Source organism: Citrobacter sp. Ce104 (assembly GCF_030334595.1).
Taxonomy (GTDB): Bacteria; Pseudomonadota; Gammaproteobacteria; order Enterobacterales; family Enterobacteriaceae; genus Citrobacter; species Citrobacter europaeus.
On record NZ_JAOWDP010000068.1, the window covers coordinates 47,366 to 67,706 of the forward strand.

The 20,341-nt window shown below is 54.0% G+C and carries 16 protein-coding genes; 10 read left to right on the top strand and 6 right to left on the bottom strand.

From position 1 onward, the window contains the following. Positions 1 to 123: 123 nt before the first annotated feature. Entirely contained in the window at positions 124 to 522 is a 399-nt protein-coding gene (gene zapG, locus OGW16_RS18725) for a Z-ring associated protein ZapG (protein ID WP_003025147.1), read from the bottom strand. Between the two features lie 192 nt (positions 523 to 714). Here zapG and zapE point away from each other — a divergent pair, with 192 nt between their 5' ends. The 5 genes from zapE (at position 715) to sspB (ending at position 4,360) form a co-directional block, all read left to right on the top strand. Next, a complete protein-coding gene (gene zapE, locus OGW16_RS18730; RefSeq protein WP_043017815.1) occupies positions 715 to 1,842 on the top strand; it encodes a cell division protein ZapE in 1,128 nt (375 codons plus the stop codon). 218 nt (positions 1,843 to 2,060) lie between these two features. After that, positions 2,061 to 2,489, top strand: a complete 429-nt coding sequence (gene rplM / locus OGW16_RS18735) for a 50S ribosomal protein L13 (protein ID WP_003025141.1) — start codon at positions 2,061 to 2,063, stop codon at positions 2,487 to 2,489. A 15-nt stretch (positions 2,490 to 2,504) separates the two neighbouring features. After that, positions 2,505 to 2,897, top strand: coding sequence for a 30S ribosomal protein S9 (gene rpsI, locus OGW16_RS18740; protein WP_003025138.1), 393 nt, complete (start codon positions 2,505 to 2,507; stop codon positions 2,895 to 2,897). 315 nt (positions 2,898 to 3,212) lie between these two features. Then, entirely contained in the window at positions 3,213 to 3,851 is a 639-nt protein-coding gene (sspA, locus tag OGW16_RS18745; RefSeq protein WP_003025132.1) for a stringent starvation protein SspA, read from the top strand. 5 nt (positions 3,852 to 3,856) lie between these two features. Further along, a complete protein-coding gene (gene sspB, locus OGW16_RS18750; protein ID WP_043017814.1) occupies positions 3,857 to 4,360 on the top strand; it encodes a ClpXP protease specificity-enhancing factor in 504 nt (167 codons plus the stop codon). Positions 4,361 to 4,403: 43 nt separating this feature from the next. Here the strand turns inward: sspB and dcuC are convergent, their stop codons facing one another. After that, positions 4,404 to 5,771, bottom strand: a complete 1,368-nt coding sequence (dcuC, locus tag OGW16_RS18755; RefSeq protein WP_075145570.1) for an anaerobic C4-dicarboxylate transporter DcuC — start codon at positions 5,769 to 5,771, stop codon at positions 4,404 to 4,406. A 359-nt stretch (positions 5,772 to 6,130) separates the two neighbouring features. On the opposite strand from dcuC, the gene nanR reads away from it, so the two are divergent. The 5 genes from nanR (at position 6,131) to nanQ (ending at position 11,120) form a co-directional block, all read left to right on the top strand. Next, entirely contained in the window at positions 6,131 to 6,922 is a 792-nt protein-coding gene (gene nanR / locus OGW16_RS18760; protein ID WP_075145571.1) for a transcriptional regulator NanR, read from the top strand. 258 nt (positions 6,923 to 7,180) lie between these two features. Next, positions 7,181 to 8,074 (top strand): N-acetylneuraminate lyase, encoded by an 894-nt coding sequence (gene nanA / locus OGW16_RS18765; RefSeq protein ID WP_047408311.1) that lies wholly within the window; start codon positions 7,181 to 7,183, stop codon positions 8,072 to 8,074. Positions 8,075 to 8,184: 110 nt separating this feature from the next. Further along, the gene (locus OGW16_RS18770) at positions 8,185 to 9,675 is read left to right on the top strand and encodes an MFS transporter (protein WP_043017810.1); all 1,491 of its coding nucleotides are present in this window, start codon (positions 8,185 to 8,187) and stop codon (positions 9,673 to 9,675) included. Between the two features lie 105 nt (positions 9,676 to 9,780). Further along, positions 9,781 to 10,650: an N-acetylmannosamine kinase gene (gene nanK / locus OGW16_RS18775; RefSeq protein WP_286518688.1), complete on the top strand. Its 870-nt coding sequence runs from the start codon at positions 9,781 to 9,783 to the stop codon at positions 10,648 to 10,650. Positions 10,651 to 10,652: 2 nt separating this feature from the next. Next, complete coding sequence (nanQ, locus tag OGW16_RS18780) at positions 10,653 to 11,120, top strand: N-acetylneuraminate anomerase (RefSeq protein ID WP_047408316.1); 468 nt, start codon at positions 10,653 to 10,655, stop codon at positions 11,118 to 11,120. A 58-nt stretch (positions 11,121 to 11,178) separates the two neighbouring features. Here nanQ and OGW16_RS18785 read toward each other — a convergent pair whose 3' ends face one another. From OGW16_RS18785 to gltB, 4 genes are all read right to left on the bottom strand, one after another. Next, positions 11,179 to 12,459, bottom strand: coding sequence for a cytosine deaminase (locus OGW16_RS18785; RefSeq protein WP_286518689.1), 1,281 nt, complete (start codon positions 12,457 to 12,459; stop codon positions 11,179 to 11,181). After that, positions 12,449 to 13,699 carry a cytosine permease gene (gene codB / locus OGW16_RS18790; RefSeq protein WP_043017806.1) on the bottom strand — a complete coding sequence of 417 codons (1,251 nt, stop codon included), beginning with the start codon at positions 13,697 to 13,699 and terminating at the stop codon, positions 12,449 to 12,451. The genes OGW16_RS18785 and codB overlap by 11 nt, the downstream gene beginning before the upstream one ends. A gap of 271 nt (positions 13,700 to 13,970) precedes the next feature. After that, complete coding sequence (locus OGW16_RS18795) at positions 13,971 to 15,389, bottom strand: glutamate synthase small subunit (RefSeq protein WP_003828781.1); 1,419 nt, start codon at positions 15,387 to 15,389, stop codon at positions 13,971 to 13,973. A gap of 12 nt (positions 15,390 to 15,401) precedes the next feature. Then, a complete protein-coding gene (gene gltB / locus OGW16_RS18800) occupies positions 15,402 to 19,862 on the bottom strand; it encodes a glutamate synthase large subunit (protein WP_123915741.1) in 4,461 nt (1,486 codons plus the stop codon). Between the last annotated feature and the right edge of the window lie 479 nt (positions 19,863 to 20,341).

Genomic DNA, 20,341 nt, shown 5'->3' on the forward strand with positions numbered 1-20,341 from the left:
AGTTTGATGTTATTGAATTTTCGGTTTGGTCACAATGAGGCTAACGACTAAATAATAGCTGGGACGGGAAGAGAAGCGGAGGGCGCAATTGCTGCGCCCAATAAATTTCTTAACGATGTGCGGTTAGTCGCGCTTTGCGCCGCTACGCAGCAGGCCTGATGCCCCTTCAGAATAGTCACGCGGCATCTGAACCGGCGCCTGATCGTTGCCTGCTTCGGACTCTGCCAGACGATTACGGAACGGGTTGTTTTCTGGCGACATACCCGGCAGCAGGTTGCTGGAGCTTTTCGCCATATGCTGGTAGATCTGACGATAATCGTCCGCCATGTTATCCAGCAATTCAGCGCTGCGGGCAAAGTGGCTCACCAGCTCTTCGCGGTACTCTTCCAGCTCAGCTTTATTTTTTTCCAGTTCGTACTGCAATGCCTGCTGTTGGCGTAATTTACGATTACCAAAACGCATGGCTACAGCACCAATAATGATACCGACGACTAACCCAATTAGCGCATATTCCCAGGTCATGAACATCTCCCGTTGTCTTGTGTTTCCGTAGGGTGTTGGCTTTAGGCTCCATGCCCGCGCCTGATTATGCCACTATAACCGCTAATCCCGTAGAAGTGGAATCCCGTGTTTATATCACGTAATGTAGAACGGCCTTTTTTTCGTCAACCGTGAGCGACGGCACATCGATTCTCAAGGAATAACAATAACATCATGCAAAGCCTTTCCCCGACATCGCGTTACCAGCAAGCCCTCAAAGACGGCAGTCATCAACCCGACAACGTACAACTAGAAGCCGTGAATCGACTGGAAACAATTTTCCAGGCGCTTACGACGCCGACACGTCCTGCACCGCAGGAGAGCGGACTGATGGCGCGTTTTGGCAAATTGCTGGGCAAGCGTGAGTCACCGACCAACGCGCCGGTGCGTGGTTTGTATATGTGGGGCGGGGTTGGGCGCGGAAAAACCTGGCTGATGGATCTGTTCTACCATAGCCTGCCGGGCGAACGTAAACAGCGTTTGCACTTCCACCGTTTTATGCTGCGCGTCCATGAAGAGCTTACTGCCTTACAGGGGCAGAGCGATCCGTTGGAAATTATTGCCGACCGTTTTAAGGCCGAAACCGACGTGCTGTGCTTTGACGAATTTTTTGTTTCCGATATCACCGATGCCATGCTGCTCGGCGGCTTGATGAAAGCGCTCTTTGCCCGTGGTATTACGCTGGTGGCGACCTCCAATATTCCGCCAGATGATCTGTATCGTAACGGTTTGCAACGCACGCGCTTTCTTCCTGCCATTGATGCCATCAAACAGCATTGCGACATCATGAATGTTGATGCTGGGGTCGATTATCGTCTGCGCACCTTAACGCAGGCGCATTTGTGGCTGTCGCCACTGAATGAGGAAACCCGCCAGCAGATGGATAAACTCTGGCTGGCATTAGCGGGAACCAAAGGTGAACATGCGCCGACGCTGGAGATCAATCATCGTCCGATGCAGACGCTGGCCGTCGAAAACCAAACGCTGGCGGTGTCGTTTACTACACTCTGTGTCGATGCGCGTAGCCAACATGACTACATTGCGCTGTCGCGTCTGTTTCACACGGTGCTGTTGTTTGATGTGCCGGTCATGACCTCGCTGATGGAAAGCGAAGCGCGGCGTTTTATCGCGCTGGTGGATGAGTTCTATGAGCGCCACGTCAAGCTGGTGATCAGTGCGGCATCACCACTCTATGAAATTTATCAGGGCGAGCGTCTGAAGTTTGAATTTCAGCGCTGTTTGTCGCGTTTGCAGGAGATGCAAAGCGAAGAGTACCTGAAGCGGGAACATTTAGCCGGTTAAACCTGCCGCAAATCACATAAAGGGGTCGATCTTTGACCCTGACTTCTCTATAATCTTGCGACCCCACGTTACGAGAGAGTTTTTTTCCCAAAACTTTCTATGCGCCGGCATAGGCTATTCGAAGGGGTAGGTTTGCTGGACAATGTCGTGTGAACCTCAACTGACAAAACGTTTGGGTGTTCACCAACGTGTAACTTATTTATTTGGGTAAGCTTTTAATGAAAACTTTTACAGCTAAACCAGAAACCGTAAAACGCGACTGGTATGTTGTTGACGCGACCGGTAAAACTCTGGGCCGTCTGGCTTCCGAACTGGCTCTGCGCCTGCGCGGTAAGCACAAAGCGGAATACACTCCGCACGTAGATACCGGTGATTACATCATCGTTCTGAACGCTGACAAAGTTGCTGTAACCGGCAACAAGCGTACTGACAAAGTGTACTATCACCACACCGGTCACATCGGTGGTATCAAACAAGCGACCTTTGAAGAGATGATTGCTCGCCGTCCTGAGCGTGTGCTTGAAATCGCGGTTAAAGGCATGCTGCCAAAAGGCCCGCTGGGTCGTGCTATGTTCCGTAAACTGAAAGTTTACGCTGGCAACGAGCACAACCACGCGGCACAGCAACCGCAAGTTCTTGACATCTAATCGGGATTATAGGCAATGGCTGAAAATCAATACTACGGCACTGGTCGCCGCAAAAGTTCCGCAGCTCGCGTTTTCATCAAACCGGGCAGTGGTAAAATCGTAATCAACCAACGTTCTCTGGAACAGTACTTCGGTCGTGAAACTGCCCGCATGGTAGTTCGTCAGCCGCTGGAACTGGTCGACATGGTTGAGAAACTGGATCTGTACATCACTGTTAAAGGTGGTGGTATCTCTGGTCAGGCTGGTGCGATCCGTCACGGTATCACCCGCGCTCTGATGGAGTACGACGAATCCCTGCGTGGCGAACTGCGTAAAGCTGGCTTCGTTACTCGTGATGCTCGTCAGGTTGAACGTAAGAAAGTCGGTCTGCGTAAAGCACGTCGTCGTCCTCAGTTCTCCAAACGTTAATTGTACTCTGCTTCGGCAGACAACAATTTGCGAAAAAACCCGCTTCGGCGGGTTTTTTTATCGTTTTTCTCCCCGTAGATCCACGGTAATCCGCTGATTGCCACCTCTTTTTCCCCATTTCAAGAATCGACTCACCACAAAGGTCACAAAATCTGGTAAACTATCATCCAATTTTCTGCCCAAATGTTCGGTATCGTTCATTTTTTGTTTGTATTTTGAACAGTAATGGCTTTTCCGAATCTGGGTGACATCACTTCTGGCTGGCCACTGAGTGGCTGGTAGCAGTAAAAATTCTGAATATACCTGGAGGTTTTCATGGCTGTCGCTGCCAACAAACGTTCGGTAATGACGCTGTTTTCTGGTCCTACTGACATCTATAGCCATCAGGTCCGCATTGTGCTGGCTGAGAAAGGTGTTAGTTTCGAGATTGAGCATGTGGAGAAGGACAATCCACCTCAGGATCTGATCGACCTCAACCCGAATCAGAGCGTACCGACACTGGTGGATCGTGAGCTGACCCTGTGGGAATCTCGCATCATTATGGAATACCTGGATGAGCGCTTCCCGCATCCGCCGCTGATGCCGGTTTACCCGGTTGCGCGTGGTGAAAGCCGCCTGTACATGCAGCGTATTGAAAAAGACTGGTACACGCTGATGAACGTCATCGTGAACGGTTCTGCTTCTGAAGCCGAAGTCGCGCGTAAGCGTCTGCGCGAAGAACTGCTGGCAATTGCGCCAGTATTTGGCCAGAAACCTTACTTCCTGAGCGATGAGTTCAGCCTGGTAGACTGCTACCTGGCGCCGCTGCTGTGGCGTTTACCGCAGTTGGGTATTGAATTCAACGGTGCAGGTTCGAAAGAACTGAAAGGGTACATGACTCGCGTCTTTGAGCGTGACTCTTTCCTGGCTTCTCTGACTGAGCCTGAACGTGAAATGCGTCTGGGCCGGGGTTAACCTGTATGGATTTGCCACAGCTAACACCACGCCGTCCGTATCTGCTGCGCGCATTCTATGAGTGGTTGTTAGACAACCAGCTCACGCCGCATCTGGTGGTGGATGTGACGCTTCAGGACGTGCAGGTTCCGATGGAATATGCGCGTGACGGGCAAATTGTTCTGAACATTGCACCGCGTGCGGTGGGTAACCTGGAGCTGGCTAACGATGAAGTGCGTTTTAACGCGCGCTTCGGTGGTGTGCCGCGTCAGGTTTCTGTACCGCTGGCGGCAGTTCTGGCAATTTATGCTCGTGAAAATGGTGCCGGTACTATGTTTGAACCGGAAGCCGCCTACGACGAAGATGTCGCCAGCTTAAATGATGACGACAACGACGCGCCTGGTTTTGAGAGTGAACCGGTTATGTCGGTCATTGATGGCGATAAGCCTGATAATGGCGACGACAACGATCCGGATGACACGCCGCCGCCGCCTCGCGGTGGGCGCCCAGCGCTACGCGTAGTGAAATAAAAAACAGGCCCTTTGGGGCCTGTTCTGTTTTCTGGCTTCGGGGTCAGTAAAACAGTGCGATGGTGGCTATCATATTCACCACAAATCCCACCGCCATCGGGATAGCCGTACGTTTTACCACCTCAAAGGGCGATACGCCGGCAATACCCGATGTCACTACAATTACCGCAGTAATGGGTGACACCGCCCGGGCCAGCGTAGTAGCAAAATGCATCGGCATAATCATCACTACCGCAGGAATATGTAGTCCGGCGGCTATATCCGGAATCAGGCTGGCAAAAGACATAAACGGCGCGTTGCCTGACCCCATAACGATCGCACAAGCGGCAATAACCACGGCCATGATGATCATCACGCCGATGCCGCCGAGACCGGAATGCTCTGCGCCTTTTATTACGGCGTCGACAGTCCCGATAGTCGTCAACCCTTTCGCAAAGATCTCACCGGCGACCACCAGCGTGACAACGTTGGCAAACTGCGTCCCCATGCCGTCAAAAAAAGCCTGCACATCATCCATCGTTTCGCGCAGATTATGTTTATGCAGGAATTCTACAAACATGGTCAGCGTCATGCTCATCAGCATCACCACCACCAGATTCAGCTCTGCTTTCATTAGCCCCATATGTGCAAGGGCAAGCGATCCCAGCATCAGAAGCAACGGCATAACGGGGAGAATGGCGTAATAGAGTGGAGGTACGTTTTCCAGCGTCTTTTGTTCAGCGAATCCGTTGCTTTCCGGGAATGCTTTTTTATCAAACTGCCGCTGAACGAAAAAATGCGCAATAGCGACAGCAACGATCACGCACGATGCGACGGGTAACTGATACTGAAAGAAGTAGGTAGCGATTTTCATGCCTGCGACCTGCGCGGCAAAAATTGAGTTGGTTTCCAGGATGCCCCACTCAATTGACATCGAGGTGGCAATGACCGCCACCGCGGATAAACGACTAACGCCAAGACTGACCAGTGTCGGGAACAGCGTCACCATCAGCAGCATGCCTAACCCGGAAGCGCTGGTAATGAACTGAGCCATGATCTGACCAATCACATAGGTGGCAGCAAGAACAACATAAGGTGAGCGGATTAGCTTTAATGGGCGGCTTAACAGGCTAACCATCGCTCTGCTGGCTCCCATCTTGTCCATATAACGGGCATAACCGCCGACCGCCATGATTGATAACCCCAGTCCGGCCGCCCGGGTGGAAAGCATCCGCAGAATTTCGTTGTAAATATCGACCAGCAGATAGCCGCTGCTCTTGTCGTCAGCAACCAGCGCGCCGTAGCCCAGCCAGACGCCGCAGATCATCAGGAAGATCCCGGCGGCGGCCAGCACGACCTGCGGCTTGTAGTTTTTGAGGATCAGGTAACCCATCGTTAATAAAACGATGACAGAGATAATGATGCCGAACATTGTTTCACTCCATGCCAGAGAAGAAGATAAATCCGGTAATAATGCTGTTGTCAAAACGGATGTTATATTTTTTCGGGTGCTTTTTATGGAGTGAATATCTTATTTTTAATTCGATGTTTAAATTATTTATCGTTATAAAATAGATGGTTATGATAATTTATCACGTTCATATTCATAAATTTCATGAAGCGAATATGATGCTGTTTAATTAAAGAAAAGCGTAATGCTTAAACATAATAAAATATCCTGAAGATAGATATTACCAATAAGTCGCCCAGCCCGATTGACCATCATTTCACCCTGCTTTCGATCCTGTGTTAGGATAAACCTGCTGTTGTTTGTCACCACGACTTAGCTGAATGGACCCTATGAACGCATTTGATTCGCAAGCTGAAGACTCTCCATCCACCATTGGCCGTAGCTTACGCAATCGCCCGCTGGCGCGTAAAAAACTGTCTGAGATGGTTGAAGAAGAACTGGAGCAGATGATTCGTCGTCGGGAATTTGGCGAGGGCGAACAGTTGCCGTCTGAGCGGGAGCTGATGGCCTTCTTTAACGTGGGCCGTCCTTCTGTACGAGAGGCGCTGGCAGCGTTAAAACGCAAAGGTCTGGTACAAATCAACAACGGCGAGCGCGCCCGCGTTTCGCGTCCTTCGGCTGATACTATTATCAGCGAGCTGTCCGGTATGGCGAAAGATTTCCTCGCGCATCCCGGCGGCATTGCCCACTTCGAACAGTTGCGACTGTTCTTTGAATCAAGCCTGGTCCGATACGCCGCCGAACATGCGACGGACGAGCAAATCGACAGACTGGCGAAAGCGCTGGAGATCAACAGCCAGTCGCTCGATGACAATGCGTTGTTCATTCGCTCGGACGTTGATTTTCACCGTGTGCTGGCGGAGATCCCGGGCAACCCCATCTTTATGGCCATCCATGTTGCGCTGTTAGACTGGCTGATTGCAGCTCGTCCGGCCGTCGCCGATCAAGAGTTGTATGAGCACAATAACGTGAGTTATCAGCAGCATATAGCTATTGTCGACGCAATTCGCCAGCGCGATCCTGAAGAAGCGGACCGCGCACTGCAAGAACACCTCAACAGCGTTTCCGCGACCTGGCACGCCTTCAGCAAAAGTAAAAAATTGCGTAAGTGATCGCGATCCTGACGATCGTTTAAACACAAAATCATTCAAGTTGCATCAAGGCGGCAAGAGAGCGAGCCCCCTGGAGCATAGGTAACTATGTGACAGGGGTGAGCGAACGCAGCTACGCAGAGGCGGCTTGAAGAATGAAGTGTTTAGTGAAGTAGATCGCACTATAAGCGTTCTGTATTGTATTGCTGCTTATTTGATCTGGTATAACAGGTATAAAGGTATGCAGTCAGATAACACTAATCATCGTCAGAGGTCGTTATGGCAAGAGATTTAAAAGGCGTAATGCCAGCATTGTTAACCCCATTCGATAATCAACAGCGACTGGACATCGAGAGTTTGCGCCGCCTGGTTCGTTTCAACATTGGTCAAGGTGTAGATGGGCTCTATGTCGGTGGCTCAACGGGTGAGGCCTTTGTTCAAAACCGCGTTGAAAGAGAGCAGGTACTGGAAATTGTTGCCGAAGAAGCGAAAGGCAAGGTGACGCTTATCGCCCACGTTGGCACGGTAAGCACCGAAGAGAGCCAACAGCTGGCGAGCGCCGCGCATCGCTACGGCTTTGATGCGGTTTCGGCCGTCACGCCGTTTTACTATCCGTTCAGCTTTGAAGAGCATTGCGATCACTATCGCGCGATTATTGATTCCGCTGATGGTTTACCGATGGTGGTCTATAACATTCCGGCGCTGAGCGGTGTGAAATTGACGCTGGATCAGATCAACACGCTGGTGACGTTGCCGGGCGTTGGTGCGCTGAAGCAAACTTCAGGCGATCTCTATCAGATGGAACAGATCCGCCGCGCTCACCCCGATCTGGTGCTTTATAACGGCTATGACGAGATCTTCGCTTCTGGTCTGCTTGCGGGGGCAGATGGCGGTATCGGTAGCACTTACAACATCATGGGATGGCGTTATCAGGGAATTGTTAAAGCGCTCAAAGAAGGCGACATCCGGACGGCGCAAAAGCTGCAAACCGAGTGCAATAAAGTTATCGATCTGCTTATTAAGGTTGGCGTGTTCCGCGGCCTGAAAACGGTACTGCACTATATGGATGTGGTTTCTGTCCCACTGTGCCGTAAACCATTTGCCCCGGTAGATGAACAATATCTGCCGGAACTGAAAGCGCTGGCAAACCAACTGCTGGCGGAAAAGGCGTAATCGCGGGTCGCCGGGGGCGCTTCGCTTGCCCGGCCTGGATTTTTCGACTTTAGGCCGGATAGGGCAAAGCCGCCGTCCGGCACAACAACAAAAATCGTCGGGAGAGTAAAATGAGTACTTCTACCCAGAGCATCCCGTGGTATCGCCATCTCAATCGGGCGCAATGGCGGGCATTTTCCGCCGCCTGGCTGGGATATTTACTTGATGGTTTTGATTTTGTATTAATCGCCCTTGTGCTAACTGAAGTACAAGGTGAATTCGGACTGACGACGGTGCAGGCTGCCAGCCTGATCTCGGCCGCCTTTATCTCCCGTTGGTTTGGCGGATTAATGCTGGGGGCCATGGGCGATCGTTACGGACGCCGCCTGGCGATGGTCACCAGCATCATTCTGTTCTCCGTGGGGACGCTGGCCTGCGGCTTCGCGCCGGGCTACACCACCATGTTTATCGCCCGCCTGGTTATCGGTATGGGAATGGCGGGTGAGTACGGCTCCAGCGCAACCTATGTTATTGAAAGCTGGCCAAAACACCTGCGAAACAAAGCCAGCGGCTTCCTGATTTCCGGCTTCTCCGTTGGCGCAGTTATCGCCGCCCAGGTTTACAGCCTGGTGGTCCCGATCTGGGGGTGGCGCGCGCTGTTCTTCATCGGCATTTTGCCCATTATCTTCGCCCTCTGGCTGCGTAAAAATATTCCGGAAGCGGAAGACTGGAAAGAGAAACACGAAGGCAAAGCGCCGGTACGCACGATGGTGGACATTCTCTACCGGGGTGAGCATCGGGTAATTAATATTCTGATGACGCTCGCCGCCGCAACCGCGCTGTGGTTCTGCTTTGCTGGCAACCTGCAAAATGCGGCTATCGTGGCGGTTCTTGGACTGATCTGCGCGTTTATCTTCATTAGCTTTATGGTGCAAAGCAGCGGGAAACGCTGGCCGACGGGCGTCATGCTGATGGTGGTCGTGCTATTCGCCTTCTTGTACTCGTGGCCGATTCAGGCGCTGCTGCCTACATATCTGAAAACCGAACTCATGTATGACCCCTCAACGGTTGCCAGAGTGCTCTTCTTTAGCGGCTTTGGCGCGGCGGTCGGTTGTTGCGTCGGTGGTTTTCTCGGTGACTGGCTGGGCACGCGTAAAGCTTATGTCTGCAGTCTACTGGCTTCGCAACTGCTGATTATTCCAGTGTTCGCGATTGGCGGCTCAAACGTCTGGGTACTGGGTTTATTGTTGTTTTTCCAGCAAATGCTTGGTCAAGGGATCTCCGGGATCTTACCAAAACTGATCGGTGGCTATTTCGATACCGACCAGCGTGCGGCGGGCCTGGGCTTCACCTACAACGTGGGCGCACTGGGCGGGGCACTGGCGCCGATCATCGGCGCGCTGATTGCCCAACGTCTGGATCTCGGTACCGCGCTGGGCTCGCTCTCTTTCGGTCTGACATTTGTGGTGATCCTGCTGATTGGTCTCGATATGCCGTCCCGCGTACAGCGCTGGCTGCGCCCTGAAGCGTTGCGTACGCATGATGCCATTGATGGTCGACCGTTTAGCGGGGCCGTGCCGTTCGGCGGTGACAAAAGCACCATGGTGAAATCCAAAAGTTAATCGGGTTGCCCGGCGCTAAACCGGGCAATGACGTAAGGGAAGAACGATGTCGCTATTTGAGCAACAGGATAAAAAGATTATCACCGCGATGCAGAAGGCTGTGTCATGACCACGCTGGCGATTGATATCGGCGGCACCAAACTGGCTGCCGCGCTGACAGACAGTAATCTGCAAATCCGCGAGCGGCGTGAATTGCCAACGCCTGCCAGCAAAACGCCGGATGCACTGCGCGCCGCGTTATATGCTCTGATTGCGCCGTTACAGGGGCAGGCAACGCGGGTGGCGATCGCTTCGACGGGGATTATCCGCGAAGGTTCTCTACTGGCGCTGAATCCGTACAATCTCGGCGGGCTACTGCATTTTCCTTTGGTACAAACGCTAAAAGATCTTACCGCGTTGCCGACGCTGGCAGTCAATGATGCCCAGGCAGCGGCATGGGCTGAGTATCATGCGCTTGGCGGCGAGTACCGCGATATGGTGTTTATTACCGTTTCCACCGGCGTGGGCGGTGGGGTGGTCAGCGAAGGAAAACTGCTGACCGGCAGCGGCGGTCTGGCCGGGCATCTGGGACATACGCTGGCTGATCCGCATGGGCCTGTTTGCGGCTGCGGGCGTGTGGGCTGCGTTGAGGCGATCGCTTCCGGACGTGGAATAGCGGCGGCAGCCGAAGGCGAGCTTGCTGGATGCGACGCCAAAACCATTTTTAGCCGCGCCGGGCAGGGGGATGAGCAGGCAAGCCGGTTGATCCATCGTTCAGCGCGGACCCTGGCAAGGCTTGTCACCGATGTTAAGGCCACGACCGATTGCCAGATCGTGGTGATTGGCGGCAGCGTTGGGTTGGCTGAAGGGTATCTGGCGCTGGTGGAACATTATCTGGCACAAGAGCCTTTGGCCTATCACGTGGAATTACTGGCGGCGCATTACCGTCATGACGCTGGATTACTGGGGGCCGCGCTGTTGGCCCAGGGAGATTGATTATGATGTCAGATGAGTTGCGTTCACTGCCTTCTGCCGGATTACATCCGGTCTTGCAGCAGGCATTAACGCTTGCCGTTGCGGCGAATCCGCAGGAGAAGACGCCTGGGCGCTACGAGTTGCAGGGCGATAATATTTTTATGAATGTCATGCAATTTGCAACGCAGAGCCCAGAGCACAAGAAAGCGGAGCTGCATCAGCAGTACATTGACATTCAGGTGCTGCTATCCGGCGAAGAACGTATTCTGTTTGGGATGGCCGATTCTGCTCGTCAGTGCGAAGAGATGCACGTTGAGGATGATTATCAGCTGTGCAGCCAGATTGCCGATGAGCAGGCTATGGTACTGAAGCCGGGAAGATTTGTGATTTTTATGCCAGGCGAGCCGCATAAACCGGGTTGTGTGGCGCAGGCCCCGATGGATATCAAAAAGGTGGTGATCAAGGTGCGCGCCAGCTTATTACAAGCCTGACGATGAGAGACCGTGTCGGATGGCAAGGCTTGCGCCATCCAACATGGAATATAACGACCTAGCGTTTAAACGTCACCGCTTCTGGCTGGGTCAGATGCAGCGTAGTCCGGGCTGGCACAGTCTCGGCAATGACTCGCCCGTGACGAATGGAATAACGGGCAGGCGTCTGGCGACGAATTGCATCAAATCCATTCTCTGCCGGTAGAATCACCAGATTCGCGGAATTCCCCACGTTCAGACCGTAGTCCTGCAGGTGCAGGGTTTTCGCGCTGTGGGTGGTGACCAGGTTCAGCCCATCGTTAATCTGCCCGTACCCCATCAACTGGCACACGTGTAACCCCATATGCAGTACCTGCAGCATATTCGCGGTACCCAGCGGATACCACGGGTCGAAGACGTCATCATGACCGAAGCAGACGTTGATCTCCGCCTCCAGCATCTCTTTGACGCGCGTTACGCCGCGGCGTTTAGGATAAGTGTCAAAGCGCCCTTGCAGGTGAATATTCACCAGTGGATTGGCGACAAAGTTAATGCCCGACATTTTCAACAGGCGGAAAAGACGGGAAGCATACGCGCCGTTATAGGAGTGCATTGCCGTGGTATGGCTGGCGGTCACGCGTTCGCCCATATTGCAGCGATGCGCCAGCGCCGCGACGGTTTCAACAAAGCGTGATTGCTCATCGTCAATTTCGTCGCAGTGCACGTCGATAAGCCTGTCGTATTTTTGCGCGAGGGCGAAAATTTTGTGCAGCGACTCCACGCCATATTCACGCGTGAATTCGAAGTGGGGGATCGCGCCAATGACATCGGCACCCAGACGCACGGCTTCCTCTAATAACGCCTCACCGTTGGGGTAAGAAAGAATACCCTCTTGCGGGAACGCCACAATCTGCAGTTCTACCCACGGAGCGACTTCTTGCTTCACCTCCAGCATGGCTTTTAGCGCCGTCAACGTAGGGTCGGAAACGTCAACGTGAGTACGGACATACTGAATGCCGTTGGCCATTTGCCACTTCAGGGTCTGCATGGCGCGCGCTTTGACGTCTTCGTGAGTGAGCATTGCCTTACGTTCGGCCCAGCGCTCAATGCCTTCAAACAAGGTACCAGACTGGTTCCAGCTCGGCTCCCCCGCGGTTTGCGTGGTGTCGAGATGGATATGTGGCTCAACAAACGGGGGAATTGCCAGACCACCTTCGGCATCAAGCACTTCACCCTGTGGCAACGTAGCTGCGTCCTGAGGCTCAATCCGGCTGAAGCGCCCGTCTTCAATCGTGAGCTGCCACAATCCTTCGCGTCCCTGTAAACGCGCCTGACGAATGGTGATGTTATTATTCTGCATGGCTGACCTCTGGTGATTTAACAAGGCTGCGATTGAAAAGGGGATTCAGCAGGATATAGCTGAATACGCCGCCGAGTACGGCGTTGACGGGCACGATGCCGGGGATATAGTGGCCGGCGGCAATGCCCAGTGCAACGGACAGGATAGCTATCCAGTTTACGGAAATAAATTGCGCTTTGCTGAAGTCGGCATACCGGCGATGGTTCAGCAGATAGTCGGCGATAATCACCCCGCCAATTGGGGGAATTGCTGCCGACAGAAATGTCAGCCAGCCGACAAAGTTATTGTAAAGCCACAGCGCGCACAGTGTGCCGATAATTCCGTTAGCCACTGACAGCGTACGGCTGGAAAGGCCGGTAATATTGGCAAATCCAAGGCCTGAGGCGTATAGCGCATTGTCGTTGGTGGTCCAGATATTCAGGCCAAGCACCACAATTGCGGGCAGCAGCAGTCCCTGGGCAATCATCACGTCAGAGATATCTGCCTGTCCAACAGCGGCGGCACCCGCTGCGCCGAAAATAAACATCAGCGAATTGCCAAGGAAAAACGCCACCATGGCAATCAGCACCGCGCCTTTGGCGTTGCGGCCAAAGCGAACAAAGTCGGCAGTTAACGTCCCTGCGCTGACAAACGAGCCGACCACCAGCGCCAGCGCGGTGGAGAAATTAAGCGGTGTCTGCGGCACTATCGCTTTTAAATGATCTAAACCGCCAACATCGCTCACCGCCAGCCAGACGGAGTAGCTGCCAAGAATGACGATGGCAGGTACGGCGATGATAGATAAAACGGTCAGGGCCGAAATACCAAAAAAGATGGTCAGGGTCATCAACAGACCGGAAACCGCAATCAGGATATTGACGTCAAGCCCCGTCGCTTTGCCGACCGGGATAGCAAACATGGCTACACCCACGCCAAACCAGCCCACCTGTGTGCCGCCTAACAGCAGTGAAGGAAGCCATGAACCTTTCAAACCAAATGAGTAACGCGCCAGAAGGTGGGTTGAGAGACCTGTTTTTGCGCCGATAAAGCCGAGAAATGCAGTGTAAATACCGAGGAGAAGATTACCGAAGAGAACTGCCAGGAAGAAATCATTATAAGAAAGACCGGTACCGAGTGTGCCACCGGTCCACATACTGGCGGAAAAAAATGTGAGCCCCAACATGACAAATGTTAGTGGAATCACGCCTTTCCGCGCCGCCAGAGGGACGGGGCCCTGGCTATAATTGTTGTCCTGCGACACAACGCCTCCATGAATTTTGCCCAAAAAATCCGCCGCATAATATACAGTTCTCAGAATAAAGCAAACGTTTCCGTGTGATGTTTTCTTGATAATTATTTGTGGGGTTAATGGTTCGCTGGTTTTTCTCCGTCGTCAGTGAACCACCGCGTGCGAGTTGAGTTTCCAGTATGGTTTGCGAGCGGTTTTCGAAGAATGATTCCGCATGTATTTTGCGGAGAAATATTGGCTCCCCATCCATCAGCGTCAGGCTGTGGCAGGGGAGCCAGAAGTATTACACTTCCAGGTAGTTCAGGATACCGTCCGCCGCTTTTCGACCTTCGGCAATCGCGGTAACTACCAGATCCGAACCACGCACGATGTCGCCACCGGCGAAGATTTTCGGGTTGCTGGTCTGGAAGGCGTTATCGCTGCGTTCCGGCGCAATAATACGACCCTGAGAATCCAGTTCGACGCTGTGCTCTTTCAGCCACTCCATACTGTGCGGGCGGAAGCCAAACGCCAGTAGCACCGCATCAGCCGGAACAACGTGCTCGGAACCGGCGACGATCTCCGCGCGGCGACGGCCCTTCGCATCCGGTTCGCCCATTTCGGTACGCGCCATTTTCACGCCGCATACTTTACCGTTGGCATTCACTTCCACGCCTAACGGCTGGACGTTGAACTGGAACTCCACACCTTCTTCGCGCGCGTTTTTCACTTCGCGCTTAGAACCCGGCATGTTCTCTTCGTCACGACGATAGGCGCAGATGACGTGTGCTGCGTTCTGGCGAACCGAGGTCCGCACGCAGTCCATCGCGGTATCGCCACCGCCGAGAACGACGACGCGTTTGCCTTCCATGCTGATGTACGGCTCATCGCTGCTTTCGCCAAAGCCCATCAACTGTTTAGTATTGGCGATCAGGAACGGCAGGGCATCAAATACGCCGGAAGCGTCTTCGTTTTCCAGCCCACCGCGCATCGACTGATAGGTACCTACGCCAAGGAACACGGCGTCGTAATCCTTCAGCAGGGAGTCGAGCTGCACATCGCGGCCCACTTCCACGTTCAGTTTGAACTCGATGCCCATGTCGGTGAAGATTTCACGACGACGGGTCATGACCTCTTTTTCCAGCTTGAAGGCCGGGATACCGAAGGTCAGCAGGCCGCCGATTTCCGGGTGACGGTCAAATACCACCGCCTTCACGCCGTTGCGGGTCAACACGTCGGCACAGGCCAGACCCGCCGGACCCGCACCGATGATCGCTACGCGCTTGTCAGTCTGGCGCACGCCGGTCATATCCGGACGCCAGCCCATTTCGAACGCTTTATCGTTGATATAGCGCTCGATGTTGCCGATGGTCACTGCGCCGAACTCATCGTTCAGCGTACAGGATCCTTCGCACAGCCGGTCCTGCGGGCACACACGACCACAGACTTCCGGCAGGGTGTTGGTCTGGTGCGACAGTTCTGCCGCTTCAAAGATACGTCCCTCATTTGCCAGCTTCAGCCAGTTCGGGATGTAGTTATGCACCGGGCATTTCCACTCGCAGTACGGGTTGCCGCAAGACAGGCAACGGTCTGCCTGTGCTTTGGCCTGACCTTCAGAAAACGGCTCGTAGATCTCGATAAATTCGATCTTACGGATCTTCAGCGGCTTCTTCGGCGGATCAACACGCTGCAGGTCGATAAATTGGTATACGTTCTGACTCATTGCTGCTACCCCTTACTGCGCCTGCACACGCAGCTCTGCTGCGCTACGACTACGGTGACCCAACAGTGCTTTCACATCACTGGATTTTGGTTTTACCAGCGCGAATTTCGCAGAGAATGCTGGCCAGTTAGCCAGGATCTCTTCGCCGTGTGAAGAGCCGGTATGCTGGACGTGCTCGGTAATCAGACCGCGCAGGTGTTCCTCGTGGATAGCCAGCGAGTCCACGCTCAGCACTTCTACCAGTTCCGGGTTCACGCGTTTGCGGAATTCACCGTCTTCGTCGAGCACGTAGGCGAATCCGCCCGTCATACCGGCCCCGAAGTTGACGCCCGTTTTGCCGAGAATACAGACGATGCCGCCGGTCATATATTCGCAGCCGTTGTCGCCAATACCTTCAACCACGGTGATAGCCCCGGAGTTACGTACTGCAAAACGCTCACCCGCACGACCCGCGGCAAACAGGCGGCCACCGGTGGCGCCGTACAGACAGGTGTTACCAATGATGCTCGCCTCATGGCTACGGAAAGCGGAGCCAACCGGAGGACGCACTGCCAGCAGGCCGCCCGCCATGCCTTTACCGACATAGTCGTTGGCATCGCCGGTCAGATACAGCTCCACGCCGCCTGCGTTCCACACGCCGAAGCTCTGGCCTGCGGTACCGCTGAAGTGCGCTTTGATCGGGTCAGATGCCAGCCCCTGATCGCCATGCGTTTGAGCGATATAGCCCGACAGCGACGCGCCAACTGAACGGTCGGTGTTGCGGATATCGAACCAGAAGGTTTTACTCTGGCGCTCGTCGACATACGGTTTCGCCTGCTGTAACAGTTGGGCGTTCAGTACGCCGTTATCAAACGGCGGGTTGTTCTCGGTGCAATGCAGCGCTTTACCCGGATGTGGTTCAGCGGTTTCCAGCAGACGATACAGCTCCAGCTTCTGCTGTTTGGCGGTAAATCCTTCCAGCTCTTTGAGCAGGTCGGTACGACCAATAAGATCCACCAGACGTTTCACGCCCAGCTCGGCCATCAGCTCGCGCACTTCGCGGGCGATAAATTCAAAGTAGTTGGTCACTTTGAACGGTAGGCCGTGATAGTGGTTCTTACGCAGTTTGTCGTCCTGAGTCGCCACGCCGGTTGCACAGTTGTTCAGGTGGCAAATACGCAGGTATTTACAGCCCAACGCCACCATCGGACCGGTGCCGAAACCGAAGCTTTCCGCACCCAGAATCGCCGCTTTAATGATATCGACGCCGGTTTTCAGACCGCCATCGACCTGCAGACGAATCTTGTGACGCAGGCCGTTAGCCACCAGCGCCTGCTGGGTTTCCACCAGACCCAGTTCCCACGGGCAGCCCGCATATTTCACGGAGGAGAGCGGGCTTGCGCCGGTGCCGCCGTCGTAGCCAGCAATGGTGATAAGGTCCGCATAGGCTTTCGCCACGCCAGTGGCGATGGTGCCAACGCCCGGTTCGGAAACTAGCTTCACCGAGATCATCGCTTTCGGGTTGACCTGTTTGAGGTCGAAAATCAGCTGCGCTAAGTCCTCGATAGAGTAGATATCGTGGTGCGGCGGCGGGGAGATCAGCGTCACCCCCGGCACCGAATAGCGCAGTTTGGCGATGTACGGGGTGACTTTATCACCTGGTAACTGACCGCCTTCGCCAGGCTTCGCGCCCTGAGCGACTTTAATCTGAATAACATCGGCGTTGACCAGATACGCCGGGGTTACGCCAAAGCGACCAGAAGCAACCTGCTTAATCCGCGACACCTTGTTAGTGCCGTAGCGCGCCGGGTCTTCGCCGCCTTCACCGGAGTTCGAGTTACCGCCGATGCTGTTCATAGCTTCGGCCAGCGCTTCGTGTGCTTCCGGGCTTAATGCGCCGATGGACATGGCTGCGGTATCAAAGCGTTTAAACAGTTCGGTTGCAGGTTCGACTTCGTTAATGCTTACGGCTTCATCGCCAGGCGTAATCGCCAGCAGATCGCGCAGCGTGGCCGCTGGACGCTCATTGACCAGCCGGGCATATTCCTGATAGTCGCTGTATTCACCGCTTTGTACCGCCTGTTGCAGCGTGCGTACCACGTCCGGATTGTAGGCGTGGTATTCGCCCCCGTGGACGTATTTCAGCAAACCGCCCTGGCTGATGGGTTTACGCGCCAGCCATGCATGTTTGGAAAGATTCAGCAGATCCTGCTGGAAGTCGGTAAACCCTGCGCCGCTGATGCGGCTGACCACGCCCTGGAAACACAGCGCAACGACATCATCATGCAGACCAACGGCTTCAAACAGCTTCGAGCAGCGGTAAGAGGCGATGGTCGAGATGCCCATCTTGGACATGATTTTGTACAGACCTTTGTTGATGCCGTTACGGTAGTTCAGCATCACAGTCCGGTAATCTTTGGCAATCGCCTGAGTGTCGATCAACCGTCCCAGCGTTTCATACGCGAGATACGGATAAATGGCCGTCGCGCCAAAGCCGAGCAGGACGGCAAAATGGTGCGGGTCGCGGGCACTGGCGGTTTCAACGATGATGTTGGCATCGCAACGCAGGCTTTGTTCAACCAGACGCGTTTGCACTGCGCCCACGGCCATCGGCGCCGGAACCGGCAGGCGGTTTTTGGCGATGTTACGGTCAGAGAGCACCAGCAGTACGGTGCCGTTACGCACCATCTGTTCGGCTTTATCACACAGGGCTTTGACGGTCTCTTCGAGCGTGGTTTCGGTCACGTCAAAGGTAATATCCAGTCGATCGGCGCGATAATGCTCCTCTTTCATGGTCGTCAGCTGGGTGAAATCGGAGTACAGCAGGATCGGCGATTTAAAGCTCAGGCGGTGTGCCTGGCCTTCGGCTTCGCAGAAGACATTCATCTCACGACCGATGCTGGTGGCCAGCGACATAACGTGCGCTTCACGCAGCGGGTCGATCGGCGGGTTAGTCACCTGCGCGAACTGCTGGCGGAAGTAGTCATAAATGATGCGCGGCTGGCTGGAGAGCACGGCAAACGGGGTATCATCACCCATTGAACCGACCGCTTCCTGACCATTTTCGCCGAGCACGCGGATTACGGAATCCAGCTCTTCGGCGCTGTAGTTAAACTGTTTTTGGTAGCTGGCGAGGGTGTCATCGTCCAGTTCACGGCTGCCGACCTGATCGTCAGCCAGATCTTCGAACGGCACCAGACGGCGGACGTTCTTCTCCATCCACTCTTTGTACGGATGACGACTTTTCAAATCGTCATCGGTTTCGGCAGAGTGCAGAATGCGCCCGCTGCGGGTATCGATAACCATCAGCTCGCCAGGGCCGACACGGCCTTTCTCAACCACTTCATCCGGTTGATAATCCCAGATCCCAACTTCAGAAGCGCAGGTAATCAGCTTGTCTTTGGTGATGACGTAGCGCGCCGGACGCAGGCCGTTTCGGTCGAGGTTACAGGCGGCAAAGCGACCGTCGGACATGACGATGCCAGCCGGGCCATCCCACGGCTCCATGTGCATGGAGTTAAAGTCAAAGAATGCGCGCAGCTCCGGATCCATATCCGGGTTGTTCTGCCAGGCCGGCGGCACCAGTAAGCGCATGGCACGGATGATGTCCATCCCGCCTGCCAGCAGCAGTTCCAGCATGTTATCCATTGAACTTGAGTCGGAGCCGGTTTCGTTAACGAACGGCGCAGCGTCGTGCAGATCCGGGATCAAAGGCGTCTGGAATTTATAGGTACGTGCGCGTGCCCACTGGCGGTTGCCGGTGATGGTGTTGATTTCACCGTTGTGCGCCAGGTAGCGGAACGGCTGCGCCAGCGGCCAACGTGGTACGGTGTTAGTGGAGAAACGCTGGTGGAACAGGCAGATGGCCGATTCCAGACGCAGGTCCGCGAGGTCCAGGTAAAAGCGCGGCAGATCCGCCGGCATACACAGACCTTTATAGATATTGACCAGGTTCGACAAGCTACAGACGTAAAAGTCTTTATCTTCCTGGAGACGTTTTTCAATACGACGGCGCGCGATGAACAGGCGGCGTTCCATATCACGCGGGCGCCAGCCCGCAGGGGCGTTGACAAAAATTTGCTCGATACGAGGCAGGGAGGAGAGCGCAATTTCACCGAGAACACCTTCGTTGGTCGGCACGTCACGCCAGCCGACAATCGACAGGGTCTCCTGCTGTAATTCTTCTTCAACAATGCGACGAGAAGCCGCGGCCAGCTCAGCGTCTTTATTTAAAAAGATCATGCCGACGGCGTAGTTTTTGGCTAAACGCCAGCCTCGCTCTTGCGCCACGATGCGGAAAAAGCGGTCCGGTTTTTGTAACAGCAGGCCGCAACCATCGCCGGTTTTTCCATCGGCAAGAATTGCGCCACGGTGCTGCATACGGGCCAGTGCGTGTATGGCGGTACGCACTACCTTGTGGCTAGGTTCGCCTTCTATGTGGGCGATCAGGCCGAAACCACAGTTATCCCTCTCAAGGGATTTATCGTACAACATATCAGTGAACCTCCCCAGGCTCTGCGGGATTCCCATCTGGACCGTTGCGCACGGGCACACCAAGAGCATGGCGACGGGGTTTGCGTGTCATACGCTTACCTCGCATTCGCCCTCTTTATCCTTTTCGCACAGGTCAAACAAGTTTGAGGACTTGCTTCAGAGGGAATCTCAATTACTGCATAAATATGATGAGCAGACTGCTCATCCAGAAAGCTTCCAGCGGATTTCCAAGTTATCGGGAATCCACACACAGGTCAAATGGCAATCTTATTTATGCAAAAATGTGCTATGGGGTAATTAAATTTATGAATTTATTGAAATAAAAGGGTTTTTTACATTGATTTAACCTGAGGGGAATGCCCTGGGAAGTGTGATCTGTCTCACTGTCAGAAAGGCCGGATATCTCTCGTCCTGCCTTTGTTTATCGAGATGCTTGGCATTTTATGCTGGTTTTTAAAGTTTTGGCGTCTTAAAGATAC

Coding starts and splice junctions, on each gene's coding strand:
- zapG (WP_003025147.1), bottom strand. CDS start 522: ATGACCTGGGAATATGCGCTAATTGGGTTAGTCGTCGGTATCATTATT.
- zapE (WP_043017815.1), top strand. CDS start 715: ATGCAAAGCCTTTCCCCGACATCGCGTTACCAGCAAGCCCTCAAAGAC.
- rplM (WP_003025141.1), top strand. CDS start 2,061: ATGAAAACTTTTACAGCTAAACCAGAAACCGTAAAACGCGACTGGTAT.
- rpsI (WP_003025138.1), top strand. CDS start 2,505: ATGGCTGAAAATCAATACTACGGCACTGGTCGCCGCAAAAGTTCCGCA.
- sspA (WP_003025132.1), top strand. CDS start 3,213: ATGGCTGTCGCTGCCAACAAACGTTCGGTAATGACGCTGTTTTCTGGT.
- sspB (WP_043017814.1), top strand. CDS start 3,857: ATGGATTTGCCACAGCTAACACCACGCCGTCCGTATCTGCTGCGCGCA.
- dcuC (WP_075145570.1), bottom strand. CDS start 5,771: ATGTTCGGCATCATTATCTCTGTCATCGTTTTATTAACGATGGGTTAC.
- nanR (WP_075145571.1), top strand. CDS start 6,131: ATGGACCCTATGAACGCATTTGATTCGCAAGCTGAAGACTCTCCATCC.
- nanA (WP_047408311.1), top strand. CDS start 7,181: ATGGCAAGAGATTTAAAAGGCGTAATGCCAGCATTGTTAACCCCATTC.
- OGW16_RS18770 (WP_043017810.1), top strand. CDS start 8,185: ATGAGTACTTCTACCCAGAGCATCCCGTGGTATCGCCATCTCAATCGG.
- nanK (WP_286518688.1), top strand. CDS start 9,781: ATGACCACGCTGGCGATTGATATCGGCGGCACCAAACTGGCTGCCGCG.
- nanQ (WP_047408316.1), top strand. CDS start 10,653: ATGATGTCAGATGAGTTGCGTTCACTGCCTTCTGCCGGATTACATCCG.
- OGW16_RS18785 (WP_286518689.1), bottom strand. CDS start 12,459: ATGCAGAATAATAACATCACCATTCGTCAGGCGCGTTTACAGGGACGC.
- OGW16_RS18795 (WP_003828781.1), bottom strand. CDS start 15,389: ATGAGTCAGAACGTATACCAATTTATCGACCTGCAGCGTGTTGATCCG.
- gltB (WP_123915741.1), bottom strand. CDS start 19,862: ATGTTGTACGATAAATCCCTTGAGAGGGATAACTGTGGTTTCGGCCTG.